General features: G+C 73.5%; 15 protein-coding genes and 3 tRNA genes. 15 read left to right on the top strand and 3 right to left on the bottom strand.

The genetic code is table 11. From position 1 onward, the window contains the following. The first annotated feature begins 16 nt into the window (after positions 1–16). The 4 genes from A0J59_RS10975 (at position 17) to A0J59_RS10960 (ending at position 6,402) form a co-directional block, all read left to right on the top strand. Positions 17–101, top strand: a tRNA-Ser gene (locus A0J59_RS10975). A 253-nt stretch (positions 102–354) separates the two neighbouring features. Beyond that, entirely contained in the window at positions 355–4,824 is a 4,470-nt protein-coding gene (locus tag A0J59_RS22085; protein ID WP_064316121.1) for a collagen binding domain-containing protein, read from the top strand. A gap of 109 nt (positions 4,825–4,933) precedes the next feature. Beyond that, positions 4,934–6,211 (top strand): threonine/serine exporter ThrE family protein, encoded by a 1,278-nt coding sequence (locus tag A0J59_RS10965; RefSeq protein ID WP_047231930.1) that lies wholly within the window; start codon positions 4,934–4,936, stop codon positions 6,209–6,211. 102 nt (positions 6,212–6,313) lie between these two features. Further along, a tRNA-Ser gene (locus A0J59_RS10960) sits at positions 6,314–6,402 on the top strand. Between the two features lie 110 nt (positions 6,403–6,512). Here A0J59_RS10960 and A0J59_RS10955 read toward each other — a convergent pair. Both A0J59_RS10955 and A0J59_RS10950 read right to left on the bottom strand, forming a co-directional pair. Then, positions 6,513–7,886: a hypothetical protein gene (locus A0J59_RS10955; RefSeq protein WP_064316120.1), complete on the bottom strand. Its 1,374-nt coding sequence runs from the start codon at positions 7,884–7,886 to the stop codon at positions 6,513–6,515. Further along, a complete protein-coding gene (locus A0J59_RS10950) occupies positions 7,883–8,809 on the bottom strand; it encodes an ABC transporter ATP-binding protein (protein ID WP_082918932.1) in 927 nt (308 codons plus the stop codon). Before A0J59_RS10950 ends, A0J59_RS10955 begins: the two co-directional genes overlap by 4 nt. A gap of 230 nt (positions 8,810–9,039) precedes the next feature. On the opposite strand from A0J59_RS10950, the gene A0J59_RS10945 reads away from it, so the two are divergent. Beyond that, positions 9,040–9,112, top strand: a tRNA-Arg gene (locus A0J59_RS10945). Here A0J59_RS10945 and A0J59_RS10940 read toward each other — a convergent pair. Continuing rightward, positions 9,078–9,389 (bottom strand): helix-turn-helix transcriptional regulator, encoded by a 312-nt coding sequence (locus A0J59_RS10940; protein ID WP_082918931.1) that lies wholly within the window; start codon positions 9,387–9,389, stop codon positions 9,078–9,080. The genes A0J59_RS10945 and A0J59_RS10940 overlap by 35 nt on opposite strands. Positions 9,390–9,490: 101 nt before the next feature. Between A0J59_RS10940 and A0J59_RS21595 the strand changes: the two genes are divergently transcribed. From A0J59_RS21595 to A0J59_RS10895, 10 genes are all read left to right on the top strand, one after another. Next, on the top strand, positions 9,491–9,694 hold the full coding sequence (locus A0J59_RS21595) for a helix-turn-helix domain-containing protein (protein ID WP_156532974.1): 204 nt from the start codon (positions 9,491–9,493) through the stop codon (positions 9,692–9,694). Next, complete coding sequence (locus A0J59_RS10930) at positions 9,691–9,885, top strand: hypothetical protein (protein WP_064316118.1); 195 nt, start codon at positions 9,691–9,693, stop codon at positions 9,883–9,885. The genes A0J59_RS21595 and A0J59_RS10930 overlap by 4 nt, the downstream gene beginning before the upstream one ends. Before the next feature lie 94 nt (positions 9,886–9,979). Next, the gene (locus tag A0J59_RS10925; protein ID WP_064316117.1) at positions 9,980–10,810 is read left to right on the top strand and encodes an Lrp/AsnC family transcriptional regulator; all 831 of its coding nucleotides are present in this window, start codon (positions 9,980–9,982) and stop codon (positions 10,808–10,810) included. Positions 10,811–11,039: 229 nt separating this feature from the next. Beyond that, on the top strand, positions 11,040–11,681 hold the full coding sequence (locus tag A0J59_RS10915) for a DUF2637 domain-containing protein (protein WP_064316115.1): 642 nt from the start codon (positions 11,040–11,042) through the stop codon (positions 11,679–11,681). Beyond that, positions 11,678–12,061, top strand: a complete 384-nt coding sequence (locus tag A0J59_RS21590; RefSeq protein WP_156532972.1) for a hypothetical protein — start codon at positions 11,678–11,680, stop codon at positions 12,059–12,061. Before A0J59_RS10915 ends, A0J59_RS21590 begins: the two co-directional genes overlap by 4 nt. Next, positions 12,058–12,387 carry a hypothetical protein gene (locus tag A0J59_RS10910; protein WP_064316114.1) on the top strand — a complete coding sequence of 110 codons (330 nt, stop codon included), beginning with the start codon at positions 12,058–12,060 and terminating at the stop codon, positions 12,385–12,387. Before A0J59_RS21590 ends, A0J59_RS10910 begins: the two co-directional genes overlap by 4 nt. Then, the gene (locus tag A0J59_RS10905) at positions 12,384–13,961 is read left to right on the top strand and encodes a hypothetical protein (protein ID WP_156532970.1); all 1,578 of its coding nucleotides are present in this window, start codon (positions 12,384–12,386) and stop codon (positions 13,959–13,961) included. The genes A0J59_RS10910 and A0J59_RS10905 overlap by 4 nt, the downstream gene beginning before the upstream one ends. Before the next feature lie 3 nt (positions 13,962–13,964). Beyond that, positions 13,965–14,135, top strand: a complete 171-nt coding sequence (locus tag A0J59_RS21585) for a hypothetical protein (protein WP_156532968.1) — start codon at positions 13,965–13,967, stop codon at positions 14,133–14,135. 50 nt (positions 14,136–14,185) lie between these two features. Then, positions 14,186–15,337: a phage portal protein gene (locus A0J59_RS10900; RefSeq protein ID WP_064316112.1), complete on the top strand. Its 1,152-nt coding sequence runs from the start codon at positions 14,186–14,188 to the stop codon at positions 15,335–15,337. A gap of 3 nt (positions 15,338–15,340) precedes the next feature. Continuing rightward, positions 15,341–15,951, top strand: a 611-nt coding sequence (locus tag A0J59_RS10895; RefSeq protein WP_156532966.1) for an HK97 family phage prohead protease, incomplete at its 3' end; no start/stop codon positions are given.

Below are 15,951 nucleotides of genomic sequence, written 5' to 3'. Positions count from 1 at the left end.
CCACAATGGCTCGCCGGGAGGGCTGACAGAGCGGCCTAATGTGACGGTCTTGAAAACCGTTGTGCGGCAACGCACCGGGGGTTCGAATCCCTCGCCCTCCGCACGACGTCGGGCCGGGTCGGAGCGCACGCTCCGACCCGGCCCGACGTGTCTCCCGCGCATCCTCGCGCGGTGTCACCGGCTCCGTACTATCGTCGGGCTCGGACGAGGTGGTCCGGCCCGCCGTGGGCGCGGTCACGAGGGACGGTCCGGCGGGTGGGGTCGCGCGCGACGGGACGGCTCGGGCAGGCCGGGGGCCGCGCGACGGCGCACGTCCGAGCAGCGTGTGACATGCAGTCTCCGGGGGGAGCGGCCATGACGAGCACGACCGCGGTGGCGCACGGGCGCCGTCGTCCTTCGACGCGTCCGGACCGGCGGAGGCTCCTCGCGGGACTGGTCGCCGCGCTGCTGCTCGGTGTCGTGCTGGTGCCGGTCGCCCCTCCGCCGACGGCGAGCGCCGCCACGCTCGAGCCCTCGGGCCTGCAGACCGGGATGGAGGTCGACGGCACGTCGGGCTCCGCCAGCCCGCCCGAGACCTTCAACTGGGACGACTTCATCACGGGCGTCCAGCCGGACGGCGACTTCACGTTCACCCCCACCGGTCCGTACACGACGGAGCAGGGCTTCGCCTCGTCGGGGATCGTCCAGGCCAGCTTCGCCTGGGACAACGGGAGCCTCGCCCAGTCCTGCAACGCCAATCCCGACCAGTCGGGCGCCCCGCCCAGCCAGAGCCCGAGCACCAACCCGTGGCGGCCCGGCCCGTCGAACCCGAACCAGAAGGGCGACCTGTGCTCGACCGCGTACGGCCTCGAGTACGTCGTCGACGGCGACGGGGAGCGGCACGCGATCCTCTACGGGTACTGGACGCGGTACGTCGGCGCGGGCGAGGTCAGCGTCTTCCAGCACCTCGAGGGCCCGGGGCCGGGACGCTGCGACGACGTCCTGCTCGAGTTCAACTACGCCTCGTCGGGGACGACGGCCGCCGTCCAGCGCTGGACCCCGACCGCGGGTGACGGCTGCGCCAACCCGCTCGGGGCGGGGACCTGGACCCCGGACCCGGGCTCCGTCGACTTCGCGTGGGCGGTCGGCGTGCGCTCGGAGGGGCCGCCGCTGACCAACCAGCCGCAGGAGACCTTCGGCGAGTTCGCGATCGACCTGAACACGGCGGGCGTCCTCGAGCCCTCGGTGTGCGCGACGTACGAGATCGCGGAGATGCTCACCCGGACAGGGAACTCGCCCAACGCGAACATCCAGGACTTCGCCGACCACGCGCCGGACCGGATGACCATCGCCAACTGCGGCTCCTTGACGGTGACCAAGGCGACCGTCCCGCAGAGCGCCGACACCGGAGCCCGGTTCGGGTTCACGGTGGCGAGCGACACGGGCCCCGTGCAGCCGGGGCCGCCGCCCGTGCCGACCGTCTCGGGGTCGCTCGCGAGCGGCGAGACGGTCAGGTACGACGACGTCCTGTTCGGCTCCGGTTTCTCGCTCGCGGAGACCGACGTGCCGTCGCCCTGGGAGCTGCAGTCCATCGTGTGCTCCGCCGTCCCGGCGGCGGGCGGACCACCCGAGCAGTTCGTCCTCGACGACCCGGAGGACCGGTTCCCGGTGCGTCCCCAGAGCACGACCGACTGCGTCATCACCAACGCGGCCGCCGTCGTCACGGTCACCAAGCAGACCGTCCCGGACGGGTCCACGGAGCCGTTCACCTTCGAGGCGACGGGCCAGCCGGGCTTCACGCTCGCGGACGGCCAGAGCGCGTCGTTCCCCGTGCAGGCTGGTGTGCCGTTCAGCGTCGCCGAGGGCCCGGCCCCCGGTTGGCTCCCCCCGGACATCGACTGCACCGCGGCCGGTGCGGAGACCGAACGGTCCGTGACCGTCACCCCGGTGGCCGGGCAGAACATCGAGTGCACGTTCACCAACACGCAGCTCGGCACGGTCGTCGTCTCCAAGGAGGCGCACGGGGTGGACGGGCGCACGTTCGACTTCGAGAGCGACCTCCCGGGGAACGACGCGTTCTCCATCACGGTCGAGCAGGGCGACGGCACGCTCTACGAGCACACGATCGAGGACGTGCCCGCGGGCACGTACACGATCGAGGAGCTGACGGACGCCGGGGATCCCGCGACCCGGCTCGCCGACCTCGCGTGCACCTACGGCGGCGAGGACCACTCCGCCGACCCGGCGGGACGCACGATCGACCTGACCGTCCTCCCGGGCGAGACGGTGCGCTGTTTCTTCACGAACGTCACGCCCGGCTCGATCGCGGTGGTGAAGCGCACCGTCCCGGTCGAGTACGAGCAGGAGTTCGACTTCGTCCTCGAAGGGCCAGAGGGTGGCCCCACCCCGTTCTCCCTGAACGGCAGCTCGGCGCCCCCGAACGTCGCGCTGCGGACCTTCGACGGGCTGGACGAGGGTGAGTACACGATCACCGAGCCCGCGGACGTGCCAGGGTGGGCGCTCTCGAGCGGCGACCTGGAGTGCAACGCGGACTTCTGGTCCTCGACCGCGGACGGGCGGGGGGTCACCGTGGACCTCCCGGAGGGCGGGGTCATCGTCTGCTTCTTCACGAACGTGGCCGCGCCGGCGTCGCTGTCGCTGACCAAGACCGTCGACGGGGCCGGCCCCGGGTTCGACTGGTCCGTGGGCGTCGAGCTCGTCGCCCCGGACGGCACGGTGGACGGGCGCACCGCGACGACGGCCGAGCCGACGGTCGCCTGGGGCGAGCTCGTGCCCGGAGAGACGTACACGGTGCGGGAGACCGGGGAGGCGCCGCCAGGGTGGACGCGGGGTGAGGTCTCGTGCGAGGGCCTCACCGACGCCGACCTCGCGACCCCCGGGTTCCAGCTCGTGGCGACGCCCGGGCAGGACGTCGTCTGTGCCGTGGAGAACACCGTCGCGACCTCGAGCATCTCCGTGGCCAAGGTGGCGACGGGGATCGGCGGCGACCTCCCGTGGTCGTTCGACCTCGGGATCGACCCGGTGCCCGCGGGGGCGTCCTCTCCCCAGACCGTCTCGGGCGCCGGGCAGGCGGCGGACGTCGCGACGTGGTCCGGCCTGGTCCCGGGCACCGCGTACTCGATCACCGAGGCACCGGTCCCGGGCTGGACCGCGGTCGAGGTCGACTGCACCGGCGTCGACGACACCGACCCCGACGCGCCAGGGATCCAGTTCGTCGCCCCGGTGGCCGCCGAGGTGTCGTGCACCCTGACCAACACGGCGGTGGAGGGCAGCGGCACGCTGACCAAGACCTCGCTGGGCGGGGACGGCACGTTCGAGTTCGTGCTGACCGACCTCGACGGCGCGGTCGACCCCATCGCGGTACCGGTGACGACGGTCGGCGGCACGGTGACGCTCGACCTCCCGCAGATCGTGCCGGGCGTCCGCTACTCGTTCGTGGAGTCGGACATGGAGGGGTGGGTCGAAGGCGCGCTCACCTGCACGATCACTCCCGCCGGCGGCGGCGACCCGTTCGAGCTCGAGGACCTCTCCGACTTCACCGTGGACCCCGGCGACGTCGCTGCCTGCACGGCCGAGAACGCGCGGCACGGCACGATCGTCGTGGCGAAGGTCGTCGACGGCGCCGACGGCACGTTCGACTTCACGGGGGACTGGCCGGACGCGGAGGGCTTCTCGATCACCACCGAGGACGGGGTCGGCACCGAGACGTTCGACGACGTGGTCCCCGGGTCGTACACGGTCGAGGAGATCGCGCAGGACGGATTCGAGAACACGGACCTGGTCTGCGTCGACGGTGACCCGGAGGGGACCGGGTCCGGGGCGTCGGACGGCGTCGGGACGATCGCCCTCGACCCGGGCGAGACGGTGGTGTGCACCTTCACGAACGCCCCCTGGGGCACGCTCGTGGTCGACAAGGTCACGGAGCCGGCCGGGTCGTCGCAGGAGTTCGGGCTCGCGTGGGCGCCGGAGGGCGGCGAGCCCGCCCCCTTCACCCTGACCGACGCCGCCGAGCCGTTCACGCCCGGTCCTCTCGCGCCCGGGAGCTACACGGTGACCGAGACGCCGACCCCGGGCTGGACCCTCGCGGACCTCGTGTGCGTCGGCTCCAGCGGCTCGACGACCGTGGACGGGGCCACCGCGACCGTGGACGTCCTGTCCGGCGAGACGGTGCTGTGCACGTTCACCAACGAGCGGCCGACCGCGCTCGACGTCGCCAAGAGCGTGGTCGAGGGGCCGGACGTGGTCGAGCCCGGCGTGTTCCGCATCGCCTACGAGGTCGTGGTGAGCAACACGGCGACCGCGGCGCGGGCCTACGACCTCGTCGACCGGCTCGCGTTCGGCGGCGGCATCGTGGTGCTGGACGCGTCGGTGGAGTCGCTCGACGGGGTTCCGGTCGCGGACGACTGGGACGGCGTGGACCAGCCGACGGTGACCTCGGGTGCGGTGCTCGACGCGGGCGCCGAGCACCGCTACCGGGTGACGGTCGTCGCGCAGGTGCCGGCCGACGTCGTCCCGGACGCGCTGCTGTGCGACCCGGCCGGGACGGAGGCGGGCGGATTCCTCAACACGGTCGGGGTGATCGGCGAGGACGGCGCGACCGAGTCCGGGGCGGCCGCGTGCGCGCCCGCACCGGCGCCGCCGGAGCCCCCCCAGCCGCCGGGACCCCCGGACGACGGCGGAGGCGCAGCGCCTCCCGGACCGACCGCTCCGGACCGCCCGCTCCCGGCGACGGGTGCGGACGCGGCCTGGCTGCTCGCGGCGGCCGGGCTGCTCCTGCTCGCGGGCGGGGGGCTCCTCGTGGTCCGCCGGGTGCGACGCTCCTGACGAGCGCCCCGTCCGGACGGCCGGGCGACCCCGCTGACCGGCCCCTGGGCACGGGCGACCGGGACCTTCGGCGAGTGCCGCGCGCGCGGACCTACGGGATCATGGCCTCGTGACGCCTGAGCCCTCCCCGGCCGACGAAGCCGGTCTCGAGCCCGTCGACCTCATCCGCCGGTCGGGCACCGTGCTGCGGATCGGCCGCCTCGCGCTCTCCGCCGGCACGGGCAGCTATCGCGTGAAGTCGCACATGACCCGTGCGGCGAGGGCGCTGGGGCTCGACCACATCGCCGCCCACGTGACGCTCACGGAGATCACCGCGACGTCGTACCGGGGCCCGATCTTCCGCACCGAGCTCACCGAGGTCCGGTCCATCGGGATCAACGCCGACCGCCTGGCGCAGCTCGAGCGGTTCTCCGCGGCCCTGCCGGCCGGCGCCGACCTCGACGCCGTGGACGCGGAGCTCGACCGGATCGCGCGCCGGCCACCGCTGTACGGCGCTCTCCTGAACGCCCTGTGGGCGGGGATCGCGTGCGCGGCCTTCGCGTTCCTCAACAACGGCGGCCTGGTCGAGTGCGGCGCGGTGCTCGTCGCCGCGGCGCTGGGCCAGGGCGTGCGGCGCGCGATGCTGCACCGCGGGATCAACCAGTTCGGCGTGACGATGCTCGCGGCGGCGGTCGCGAGCCTCGCCTACCTGGTCCTCGTCCTGGCGCTGTCGGCGCTCGCGGGCGTCGACGGCGGGCACGAGGCCGGGTACGTCTCCGCGGTGCTCTTCCTCGTGCCCGGGTTCGCCCTCGTCACGGGGGCGCTCGACCTCGCCAAGCTCGACTTCTCCGCCGGGGTCGCCCGGGTGACCTACGCGCTCATGATCCTCGCCTCGGCCGCGCTGGCCGTGTGGGGCGTGTCGGCCGCGGCGGGGCTCACCCCGGACCCGGTGCCGCCGCCCGGTCTCGCGGAGCCGCTGTTCCTCGGCCTGCGGAGCGTCGCGAGCTTCCTCGGGGTGCTCGGGTTCGCCCTGATGTTCAACAGCCCGTGGGCCATGGCGCTCGGGGCCGCGTCGATCGGCATGGTCGCGAACGTCGGGCGGCTGCTCCTCGTGGACGCCGACGTCGTGCCCCAGGCGGCCGCGGCGGCGGCCGCGCTGCTCGTGGGCCTGCTCGCGGCCACGGTCGCCCCGGCGCTGCGCGTCCCGCGCATCACGGTGTCGGTCCCGGCGGTCGTCATCATGGTCCCGGGGGTCACGGCGTACCGGGCGGTGTACGAGTTCAACACCGGCGCGACGGCGCAGGCGCTCGCCTACGCCGTCGAGGCCGGGCTGGTCATCGTCGCGCTCGCGATCGGCCTCGCCGTGGCCCGCATGCTGACGGACCGCGAGTGGACGTTCGAGCGCTAGGCGTTCGGACAGGGGTGCGCGACGCCGTCGGAACCGGCGGTTTGGTCTCGCGGCGGCGCCCTTGTACCCTGGGCGACGCAGGCTCTCCCGTCGAGCCTGCGAGGAGACGTCGCATAGTCAGGTCTAGTGCGCCACCCTGCTAAGGTGGTAACGGAGCAATCCGTTCGAGGGTTCAAATCCCTCCGTCTCCGCTCAGGAAGGTCCCGGTGCTCAGCGCCCGGGGCCTTTTCTGTTGCCCGGCGGAGCGCTGTCAGCGCCCCGCGGGTCCGGGGACCAGCGGGGCGCCGACAGCTCCGGGTGGCTACGCGCTCCCCGTGGTCGCGAGCGCGGACCGCACGACGAACCGCGAGGCACCCGCCCCGGCGAGCACGAGGGCTGACGCCGCCGCCACGCACAGCAGGAACTGCACGACGACCTCGACGTTCGCGAACGCGTTGAGACCGATCACCGGGACCATGAACAGCAGCGCGGCGAACGTCGAGACACCGACGCTCACGACGAGCGGGACGAGCGTCTCGCGGAAGCGCGCCTGGTCGAGAGTGCGCAGGTCCGTCCCGGACAGGACGAGCGTGCGGTACTCGTTGCGCTGGTCGATGACGCGTCCCGCCTGCATGACGCCCGTCGAGACGGCGGCGAGCACGCCCGCGATGGCGAGGGTGAGGAACCCGCCGGTCTTCATGTCGGTGAGGTACTGCACCTCGTCCGGGTCGGCGCCGAGGCCGGGGTCGAGGAGCGCGAAGATGCTCGTCAGTCCCGCGATGAACGTCGCGAGCGCGACCCCGCCGACGGAGCGCCACGCGGTCTTCGGGTTGTCCACGATCCGCCGCCCGGCGAGCAGCGTCGGCACGCGTCGTGCGCTCCCGGCCGTCATCTTGCCCACGAGCCAGATGACGAACGGTCCCACGACGTTCACCGTCGCGAAGCCGACCAGCAGGATGACGGTGAGGACGGTCAGGACGACCGCCACGGACCCGAAGGACAGGTTCGTCGCGACGATCAGCGCGACGAACGCGAGGCCCATCGACAGCAGCCGGACGGCCTTGAGCCCAGGTGGAGTGACGCGGGACGCGACGCCGAGCGGGGTGATCGCGACGCGGCGCAGGCTGACGAGCGCCGAGACGAGCGCGATCGCGACGACGAGCACGACCGCGCCGAGCAGCGCGGGGACACCCACCCAGAGCTCGCCGATCGCGAACGTGCGTCCCTGGAAGCGGAGCTGCGCGACGAGGGGCAGCAGCGCGCCGTAGCCGAGCAGGCCGGCGAGCGCGCCGATCACGGCCTGCGCGGCGGCGTCGAGGGCGGTGAGGGTGGTGACCTGGCCCGTCGTCGCCCCCGCGAGGCGCAGCGCCGCGAGGCGGGCGTCCCGGCGCGCGACGGCGAGGCGCGCGGCCGCCGCACCGAGCGTCACGAGCGGGATGAGGAGCAGGAGCGACGCGACGCCCGCGAGGAGCGGGTACTGCGTGGCGTACGGGGTGATGGCCGAGTCCATGCCCTCGCGCATGCCGTCGATGCCGCCGGCACGCTCGAGGAACGCGTGGAAGCCGCCCATGACGACGAGCAGGATCGCCGTCGTCACGCCGAAGGCGATGATCGCGAGGACGTTCGTCAGGCCCTGCGGGTCGCGCTCGTCGGCGCTGCGGCGGCGCAGGAGCCACCAGAGGTCGACGGTCCTCATCGCGTGCTCTCCTGGCTCGATGCGGTGGGGGTGGTGGGCGCGGCCGGACCGCCGGACGCGTACCCCGCGGCGGGGTGAGCGGCCATCGCGGCCTGGGTGGCGGCGTCATACGGGGCGGCGGGCGGCGCCGGCGGCAGGGGAGCGGGCTGCCCGACGGCGGTGCTCGCCACGGGCTGCTGCCCCGCGCTCGGCGCGGGCTGGGCCCCGGGCGCGAAGAACTCGCCGGAGATGCGCCCGTCGCGCATCGTCACGGTGCGCGAGCAGTGGCGTGCGACGCCCGCGTCGTGCGTGACGACGACGAGCGCGGCGCCGGAGTCGCGGGTGGCGCGCGTGAGCACGTCGAGCACCTCGGCACCGGTCGACTGGTCGAGCGCGCCGGTGGGCTCGTCGGCGAAGACGACGCCGGGCGACCCGACGAGCGCGCGCGCGATCGCGACGCGCTGGGCCTGACCGCCGGAGAGCTCGCCCGGGCGGCGCTGCTCCATCCCGGCGAGGCCGAGGTGCGCGAGCCACCGCGCGGCGACAGCGGTGGCCTCGGCGCGCGCCGTGCCCGCGAGCATGAGCGGCAGGGCGGCGTTCTCGACCGCGGGCAGCTCGGGCAGGAGCTGGCCGGACTGGAAGACGAAACCGAAGTCCTGGCGGCGCAGGATCGTGCGCCGCGCCTCGGAGAGCGTCGCCACGTCCTCGCCCCGCCACGACACCGAGCCGGAGGTCGGGGTGATGATGCCCGCGAGGACGTGCAGGAGCGTCGTCTTGCCGGAGCCGGACGGGCCCATGATCGCGAGCGACTCGCCCGGGTGGACCGTGAGGTTCACGCCCGCGAGGGCGTGCGTCGCGGTCTGGGCGGAGCCGTAGACCTTGGTGAGCGCGCTCGCGACGAGGGGCGAGCCGCCGGGGGCAGGGGAGGGGCCGGTGAACGTCATGGATCGATCGTCCGACGGCGGCCGGTCCCGCCACGTCGGGCTGGGGACGGGACGTCGAGAAGCCCGTGTCCGACCCTGGGGGGACCGCCCGGCGCGTCGGGTGCGGCGAGGGTCGGACGGCGTGGCGTCCGTCACCCCGGGCCCTCCGGGGCCGGATCGGTTTGGGTTCGGGGCGGGGACACGGTAGTGTTCTCGACGGCCGGTGAGCGATCAGCGGTCACGCAGGACCGGCGCCCGTAGCTCAACGGATAGAGCATCTGACTACGGATCAGAAGGTTGGGGGTTCGAATCCCTTCGGGCGCACATCACGGGAACCCCCGTCAGGATCATCCTGGCGGGGGTTCTTGCCGTCCCGGAGCCATTCGTAGGGAACCCCGGTGCGCAGCGCCCAGAGACGGACGGTCTGCGCGCTCGGCGTGATCCGCCCGTTGATCCAGGTTCCAACCGTCCCGCGCGCGACCTCCAGGTAGTCCGCCATCTCCTGCACCCCGATCCCCGACAGTCGCAGCGCCTTGCGCATGCGATCGGCGAGGTCAGGCTCTAGATCGGCCGCGCTGTAGCCCGATGTTTCGATGCTCATGCAACGAGCATTGCACGACCGGCCCATACCACACAAGAGCGCGCCATACGCGCCATGCACAGCACTTGCGCATCCATCGTCCAATGGACGATGCTGCACGCATGGACGACATCGAAGAGACCACGGTCACGAGCGCAACGGCGTGCTCGTGGCTGGGTATCGATCGCTCGACGCTGACACGTTGGGTGCAGGCCGGGCACATCACGCCGGCGTTCAAGTACCCCGGCTCGAACGGCGCCTATCTGTTCGAGAGGGCCGAGGTCGAGCGCATCCAGCGTGAGCGCACCGCGGCGACGGCACGATGAAGCCCTACGCCGGCAAGGTGCCGTCCATCGCGCGGCAGACGTTCGATCCGTTCCCGTGGTACAGCTGCGAGGGCTTCGACGAGTTCGGCGCCCCCGTCAACGTCATGTGGCACGCGAAGCACGACCACGCGGTCCGCCGTGCCACCCGCCTCGCCCGCCTCGCCGCGATCCGTGCCGGGGTGGCTCGATGATCGTCCCCGAGCGTCGCTCGCGCTACGTCGCCGCGTACACCGAGCGCTTCGGCCGCTCGCCGCGCGCGACTCCGGAGTTCGCCGAGCCGCGGCCGTGCCGGGTGCCCTCTTCCTCGGCACGGCCGCGCACTACGCCGGCGGTCGACCGGTGAGCCGCCGCAAGGGCAAGCCGACCCGGGCGACGTCCAAGCCCTACGACGGCGCCCCGCGCGTCCCGGTTGCCGGCTGGTCCGCGCCGTCCCTCGTGACGTCGCTCGCGAACAGCGGGTGGGGCGAGTTGCACGGCCGCGCGATGCAGGGCGTCCGCTCGACGCTCCAGGCCCTCGTGAACGCGCTCCCGTTCGGGTCCGCGGCCGGCAAGGCGACCGTGGCCGACATCGCCGAGCGCGCCGGCCTGTCCCTGAAGTGGACGGCCCGCTGCATGGCCCTGCTGGAGGACCTGGGCGTGATCGAGTGGACCCGCGGCGGCATCACGATCGAGTCGGCCTCGCGCCGCTACGGCACGCCCGGCTGGATCAAGGTCGTCAAGCGCCGTCTCGTGGACCTCATCATCGCGGCCCGCCCGCTCAACGACGCGCGGCAGGCCGAGCACCGCGCCGCCACGCTCGCGCGGATCGCGGAAATCAAGACGAAGTACACCCGGACGAGGATCAAGAACCAGCGTTCGCGCAGGTCAGACCATGTGGAACTGAGCGGACACCCCACCCCCCTACGGGGAGGGACCGGCGGGCCTCGTCCCCGCCCGGACGGCCCCCTCGCCTCTACAGACTCTCAGGAGCACGCTCCGCGTGCCGTTCCTGAAGCGGCGCACGCGCCGCGCGGGTACGGATCGAGCGCAGACCTCATGCTCCCGGCCGTCGGCTCGGCGCCTACGGACGCCGCGCGCGCCGCGCGCGACGCCCTGCGCCGCCTGGAGCACCGATGACGTGGCCCGAGCCCCCGACGTGCGACGACGGCTACCGCACGGACCGGACGACGCGCGACGGACTGCCCATCTGCCCGTTCTGCCGGCGGCGCACCATCGCGGCCCGCAAGGCACAAGCAGCCCGGACGACGGAGTCGCGAGACGCGAGCCCGGACCTCTCGGCCCACCAGATCGACCACGCAGCTCTCGCAGCGCATGACCTAGACCTGCTCGACCACCTGGAGGACTCATGACCGCTCACCAGCCCGCCCGGATCAACCCCGACACCAAGCCGGCCCTCGTCCTCGCGATGCTCGCGTGCGCCGGCCTCGCGTCCGTGTCGTTCGTCCTGTCGTTCGCCGGCCTGTCCGCGATCGCGCCGTGGGCCGCGGTCCCGCCGTCGCTCGCCGCGCTCGTGCCGCTGTTCATCGACGTGGCCATCCTCGTCTACACCTACAGCGCGCTGGCCGCGACGGCGCGCGACGAGTCGGCCGCGCGCGCCTGGACGTGGGTCGCGCTCTGGACGCTCGTGTCGTCGGCAGCGAACGCCGCTCACGCGTGGTCGTTCGGCCCCGGTGGCTGGCAGGGCATCGTGGGCGCGAGCCTGGCCGCGCTGTTCCCGATCGGCACCCTGCTCGCCATGCACGAGATCGCCTCGCGCATGATCGCCCGCCCCGCCGTCGAGCCCGCGCGCCCGTCGTCGTCCCTCGTGCCGTTCGTCGTGCCCGACGACTGGACCGCCCGCCTCGCCGCGCGTCGCCAGCCCGAGGACCCCAAGGCCACCGTGCGCACGCTGCGCGCCCAGGGCATGTCCGTGCGCGCGATCGCCGAGCGCGTCGGGATGCCCAAGTCCACGGTCCACACGATCGTGCGCGAGCAGGTCCCCGCGTGACGCGCCGCGCTGGCCGGCCGTGGCGTAGGCAGGTGGAGGCGTGCCACCTGACCTACGGCACGGTGTGCCACCTGTGCCGCCACGGCGGCGCGGACAGCGCGGACCACCTGCTCGCCGTCGAGTTCGGCGGGACGAACGACCTCGCCAACCTGCGCCCCGCCCATCACAAGGCCTGCCCGGTCTGTGGTCTGCGCTGCAACGCCGTCCGCGGCTCGCGACCGCTCACGCCCGAACTGCTCGCCACGTTCCGTCGCTCTGAGCCTGTCGACGGCCGCGCCTTTTTCAGCCAGGCAGCCGCCGGACACCCCGCGCCCTCTGTCCGTCCCTCCCCGGAGCGGCCCAGAAAAAACCTGTCTGACCTGGAAGGACGCCGATCGTGACCGCATACCAGCCGGCACTGGACGGCACCGCCCCGCCGGCCCCGCCCCGCGGCGAGCAGGAGGCAGCCGAGCGGCTCGCGATCGATCACCTGCGCTCGCTCGACCTCATCGAACCCCAGCACGAGCCGCTGGTGGCGCAGTTGCTCGTCCTGGCCGCGCGGATCGACCGCGAGGGCCGGCTGTCCGTCGCGTGGCAGAAGGCCCAGGAACTGCTCGCGGACCTGCGCGACAAGTTGCCGATGCCCGTGGCCGCGGTCGATGACAAGTGGGACGCGATCCAGCGGGACCTGGAGCGGCTGGAGCGCGGCATCGGGGTCGACGCGTGAGCGTGGCCGCGCTCGACGTCGCGACGTTCCCGCCGCCCCGGTTCGGCACCGCGCGCGACCTCGCGATGCCGACGATGGGTCCGCGCTGCGCCGGCGTCGCGGCCATGATCGGCTCGCCCCTGCTCCCGTGGCAGTCGCACGTCGCGGACGTCGCGCTCGAGTACCGCCCCGCCGACGCTGAGGCCGTCGCGATGATCCGCCGGGCCGCGATCGCCGACGCGCGCGAGGCCATGGCCGCGGGCGACTACGTCGCGGCCCGCGCCGCGATCAGCCGGGCCAAGCGCGCCCGCGTGCCGTGGCGGTACAAGATCGTCGTCGTCCTCGTCCCGCGCCAGGCCGGCAAGACTGTCTTGCTGCGCGCCGTCGCGGTCGACCGCGCCATGACGTCCGACGGCGCGGACCTGTTCACCACGGCGCAGCTCGGCAAGGACGCCGTGGCCCGCTGGCACGACACCGCCGACGCCGTGACCGGCGACGGCTCCCCGCTTGCCGACCTCGTCGCCGTGCGCCAGTCCCAGGGCTCGGAGTCCCTGACGTTCCCCAACGGGTCCGCGCTGCGCCCGTTCGCCCCGACGCCCAAGTCCATCCATGGCTGGTCACCGCCGTTCGTCGGCGTGGACGAGGGCTGGGCGTTCGACGCCGCCCAGGGGGAGGCCCTGGACGCCGCGATCCGCGGCGCGATGCTCACCCGCACTGACCAGCAGTTGTGGGTCATCAGCGCCGCCGGCACCGCCGAGTCGGAGTGGTTACTCGGCATGGTCGAGCGTGGCCGCGCCGAGCACGACGACCCGACCAGCGACATGGCGTACTTCGAGTGGTCCGTCCCCGACGACGTCGACCTCAACAGCGACGAGGCCGCGGCCTTTCACCCCGCGCTCGGCCAACTCATCACCCTGGACGGCTGGCGCGCCGAGCGCCGCGCCCTGTCCCCGGGCACGTTCGCCCGCAACATGGCCAACCGGTGGACCAAGCGCCTGGAGACCGTGGTCGACCTGGACCTCTTCGCCGGGTGCGGCGACCCGGCCCTGACTGGCCCGGCCGATGTCGCGATCGCCTACGACATCGCGTTCGACCGGTCCGAGGCCGCGATCGTCGCCGCGTGGCGCGACGACGCCGGCCGCGCGTGCTGGCGCGTCGTCCAGTCCGCGCCCGGGACGCGCTGGCTCGTGCCGGCCGTCCGGGACCTCGCGCGCGACTGGACCGTGCGCGGCATAGGCGCCGACGACGGCGGGCCGGCCAAGTCCGCGACCGACGACCTGACCGAACTCGGCGTGCACGTCGAGACGACCGGCGCCCGCGACTTCGCCACCGCGACCGGCGACGTCCTCGGCGCGATCGAGAACCGCGACGACGCCGGCGACGCCGAGCCGCTGCTCGTGCACGACGGCGACCCCGCGTGGGAAGCCGAGATGGCCGGCGCCGCGCTGCGCCGCATGGGCCAGGCCCAGGCGTGGGACCGGGCGCAGTCCGCCGTCCCGATCCCGCGGCTCATCGCCGGCACCGTCGCCCTGCGCCTGTACGACCACGGCACCCCGCCGATGCCCGACCCGTTCGTCTACGTCCCCGGAGAGTGACCCATGCGCGTTCGTGTCGACGTCGGCGGCGGATCGTTCCTCGCCCTGTGCCCGTGCGGCTGGCGAGGCCTGCCCGACCTGGACCGGCTGGCCGCGCTGCGCGAGGCCCGCCACCACGAACTGCGCGCGCACCCCGGGGACAAGGCCGTCGCGGAGCAGCTGCGCGGCAAGTGACACGCGCGGGGATTCGATGGAATCCCCCCACCCTCCCGCTACTAGTCGTCATGGGATGGATCAAGGACCTGCGCGCCGGCCGCGCGCTGCGCGCCACGTCCGCGCTCGGCGAGGTCGCCGTCACCGGCCGCGCGATGCCGCCGGCGTCCCCCTGGCAGAACAACGACGTCCTCGCCCGCATCCTCATGCAGGAACTGTTCGGGACCGAGTACGTCCACGTGGACCGCGCCCTCGCGATGTCGCTCCCGGTCCTCGCGCGCTGCCGGCAGGTGCTGTTCACGACCGTCGGCCGGCTTCAGATCGTCGCGATGCGCGGCGCCGAGCCGCTGGCCGAGCAGCCGTGGGTCACCCGCCAGCCCGAGGTGAACCGGTCCCGGTTCCTCACCCTCGGATGGACCGCCGACGCGCTGTTCTGGTACGGCCGCGCGTGGTGGGTCGCCGTCGAGCGCGACGCCGCGTCCGACGGCGGGCGCGCCCGTCGCTTCCAGTGGATCCCGGAGTACCACGGCCGCTTCGACACCGACGGCAACCTCGTCGGCCTCGTCGGCGAGTCCCAGGACCTGGACCCGCGCGACATCTACCGCATCGACGGCCCCCACGAGGGTCTGCTCAACTTCGCCGCCCCCACGATCCGTACCGCCTACGCCCTGGAGCGCGCCGCGGCCCGCGCGTCGGACAACCCCGTCCCGTCGATCGACCTGCACCAGACCGGCGGGCAGCCGATGAGCGACGAGCAGGTGGACGCGCTCATCGCGCGCTGGGCCAAGGCCCGGCGAGGCGCCAACGGCGGTGTCTCGTTCACCAACCAGTCCATCGAGGCCAAGACGATGGGCCAGGCCCCCGAGCAACTGCTCATCGACGGCCGCAAGGCCACCGACCTCGCCCTGGTCCGCGCCGCCGGCGCGCCGGCATGGGTCGCGGACGTCGCGGTCGAGGGCTCCAACCTCACGTACTCGAACACGCCGGCGCGCTCGCGCGAACTCATCGACTACTTCGCCATGGGCTACCTGGAGGCCATCGCCGGCCGGCTGTCCCTGGACGACATCCTGCCCGCCGGCCAGTGGGCCACGTTCGACACGTTCGAACTGCTCCGCGGCGACTTCAAGGACCGCATGGAGGCCTACAAGGTCGCCAAGGAGGTCGGCCTGTACACCGACGACGAGCTGCGCGTCATGGAGCGCGGCGCCGCCCTGGAGGAATGACTCATGGACCCCATCCGCGCGACCCTTGCCGCCCACCTCGTCACCGCCTCCGCGTCCAAGCGCGAGGTCTCCGGCGTCCTGGTCCCGTTCGGCGTCAAGGGCAACGCGTCCATCGGCCCGATCATCTACGAGCCCGGCTCGCTCGAGGTCCACGCCGAGCGCCGGCGCGTGAAGCTGCTCGTCCAGCACGACGACGAGCGGTCCGTGGGCTACCTGACCGACGTCGCGATGACCGACGCCGAGGCCACCGGCACGTTCCACCTGCCCGCCGGTCCCGCTGGCGACCTCGCCCTGACCGAGGCCGCCAACGGCCTGCGCGACGCATTCAGCGTCGGGACCGAGATCACCGAGTACACGTGGGCCGACGACGGCACCCTCATCGCCAAGGCCGCCACCCTGCGCGAGGTCTCCCTCGTGTCCGTCCCCGCCTACGACGACGCCCGCGTCCTGGACGTCGCCGCCTCCCGCCCGACCACCACGAAGGGAACCACCATGCCCTGCTCGATCTGCGGCCAGGTCCACGCCGCCGGCACCCCGCCGTGCACCGCCCCGCCCGCCCCGCCGGTCCAGGCCGACGCCGCGGCGTCGGCCTGGACCGGCGGGGCGGGCGGGGC

The sequence above is a fragment of the Cellulosimicrobium sp. I38E genome (assembly GCF_001647255.1).
Lineage (GTDB): Bacteria > Actinomycetota > Actinomycetes > Actinomycetales > Cellulomonadaceae > Cellulosimicrobium > Cellulosimicrobium cellulans_E.
The sequence above is the reverse complement of the archived record's forward strand: the minus strand, read 5'-3'. Positions and strand labels throughout refer to the sequence as shown.

What these genes read in the sequence shown, in the direction of transcription:
- A0J59_RS21595 (WP_156532974.1), top strand. Translation starts at nt 9,491, where the DNA reads ATGGACGACATCGAAGAGACCACGGTCACGAGCGCAACGGCGTGCTCG.
- A0J59_RS10915 (WP_064316115.1), top strand. Translation starts at nt 11,040, where the DNA reads ATGACCGCTCACCAGCCCGCCCGGATCAACCCCGACACCAAGCCGGCC.
- A0J59_RS22085 (WP_064316121.1), top strand. Translation starts at nt 355, where the DNA reads ATGACGAGCACGACCGCGGTGGCGCACGGGCGCCGTCGTCCTTCGACG.
- A0J59_RS10955 (WP_064316120.1), bottom strand. Translation starts at nt 7,886, where the DNA reads ATGAGGACCGTCGACCTCTGGTGGCTCCTGCGCCGCCGCAGCGCCGAC.
- A0J59_RS10940 (WP_082918931.1), bottom strand. Translation starts at nt 9,389, where the DNA reads ATGAGCATCGAAACATCGGGCTACAGCGCGGCCGATCTAGAGCCTGAC.
- A0J59_RS10930 (WP_064316118.1), top strand. Translation starts at nt 9,691, where the DNA reads ATGAAGCCCTACGCCGGCAAGGTGCCGTCCATCGCGCGGCAGACGTTC.
- A0J59_RS21585 (WP_156532968.1), top strand. Translation starts at nt 13,965, where the DNA reads ATGCGCGTTCGTGTCGACGTCGGCGGCGGATCGTTCCTCGCCCTGTGC.
- A0J59_RS10900 (WP_064316112.1), top strand. Translation starts at nt 14,186, where the DNA reads ATGGGATGGATCAAGGACCTGCGCGCCGGCCGCGCGCTGCGCGCCACG.
- A0J59_RS10950 (WP_082918932.1), bottom strand. Translation starts at nt 8,809, where the DNA reads ATGACGTTCACCGGCCCCTCCCCTGCCCCCGGCGGCTCGCCCCTCGTC.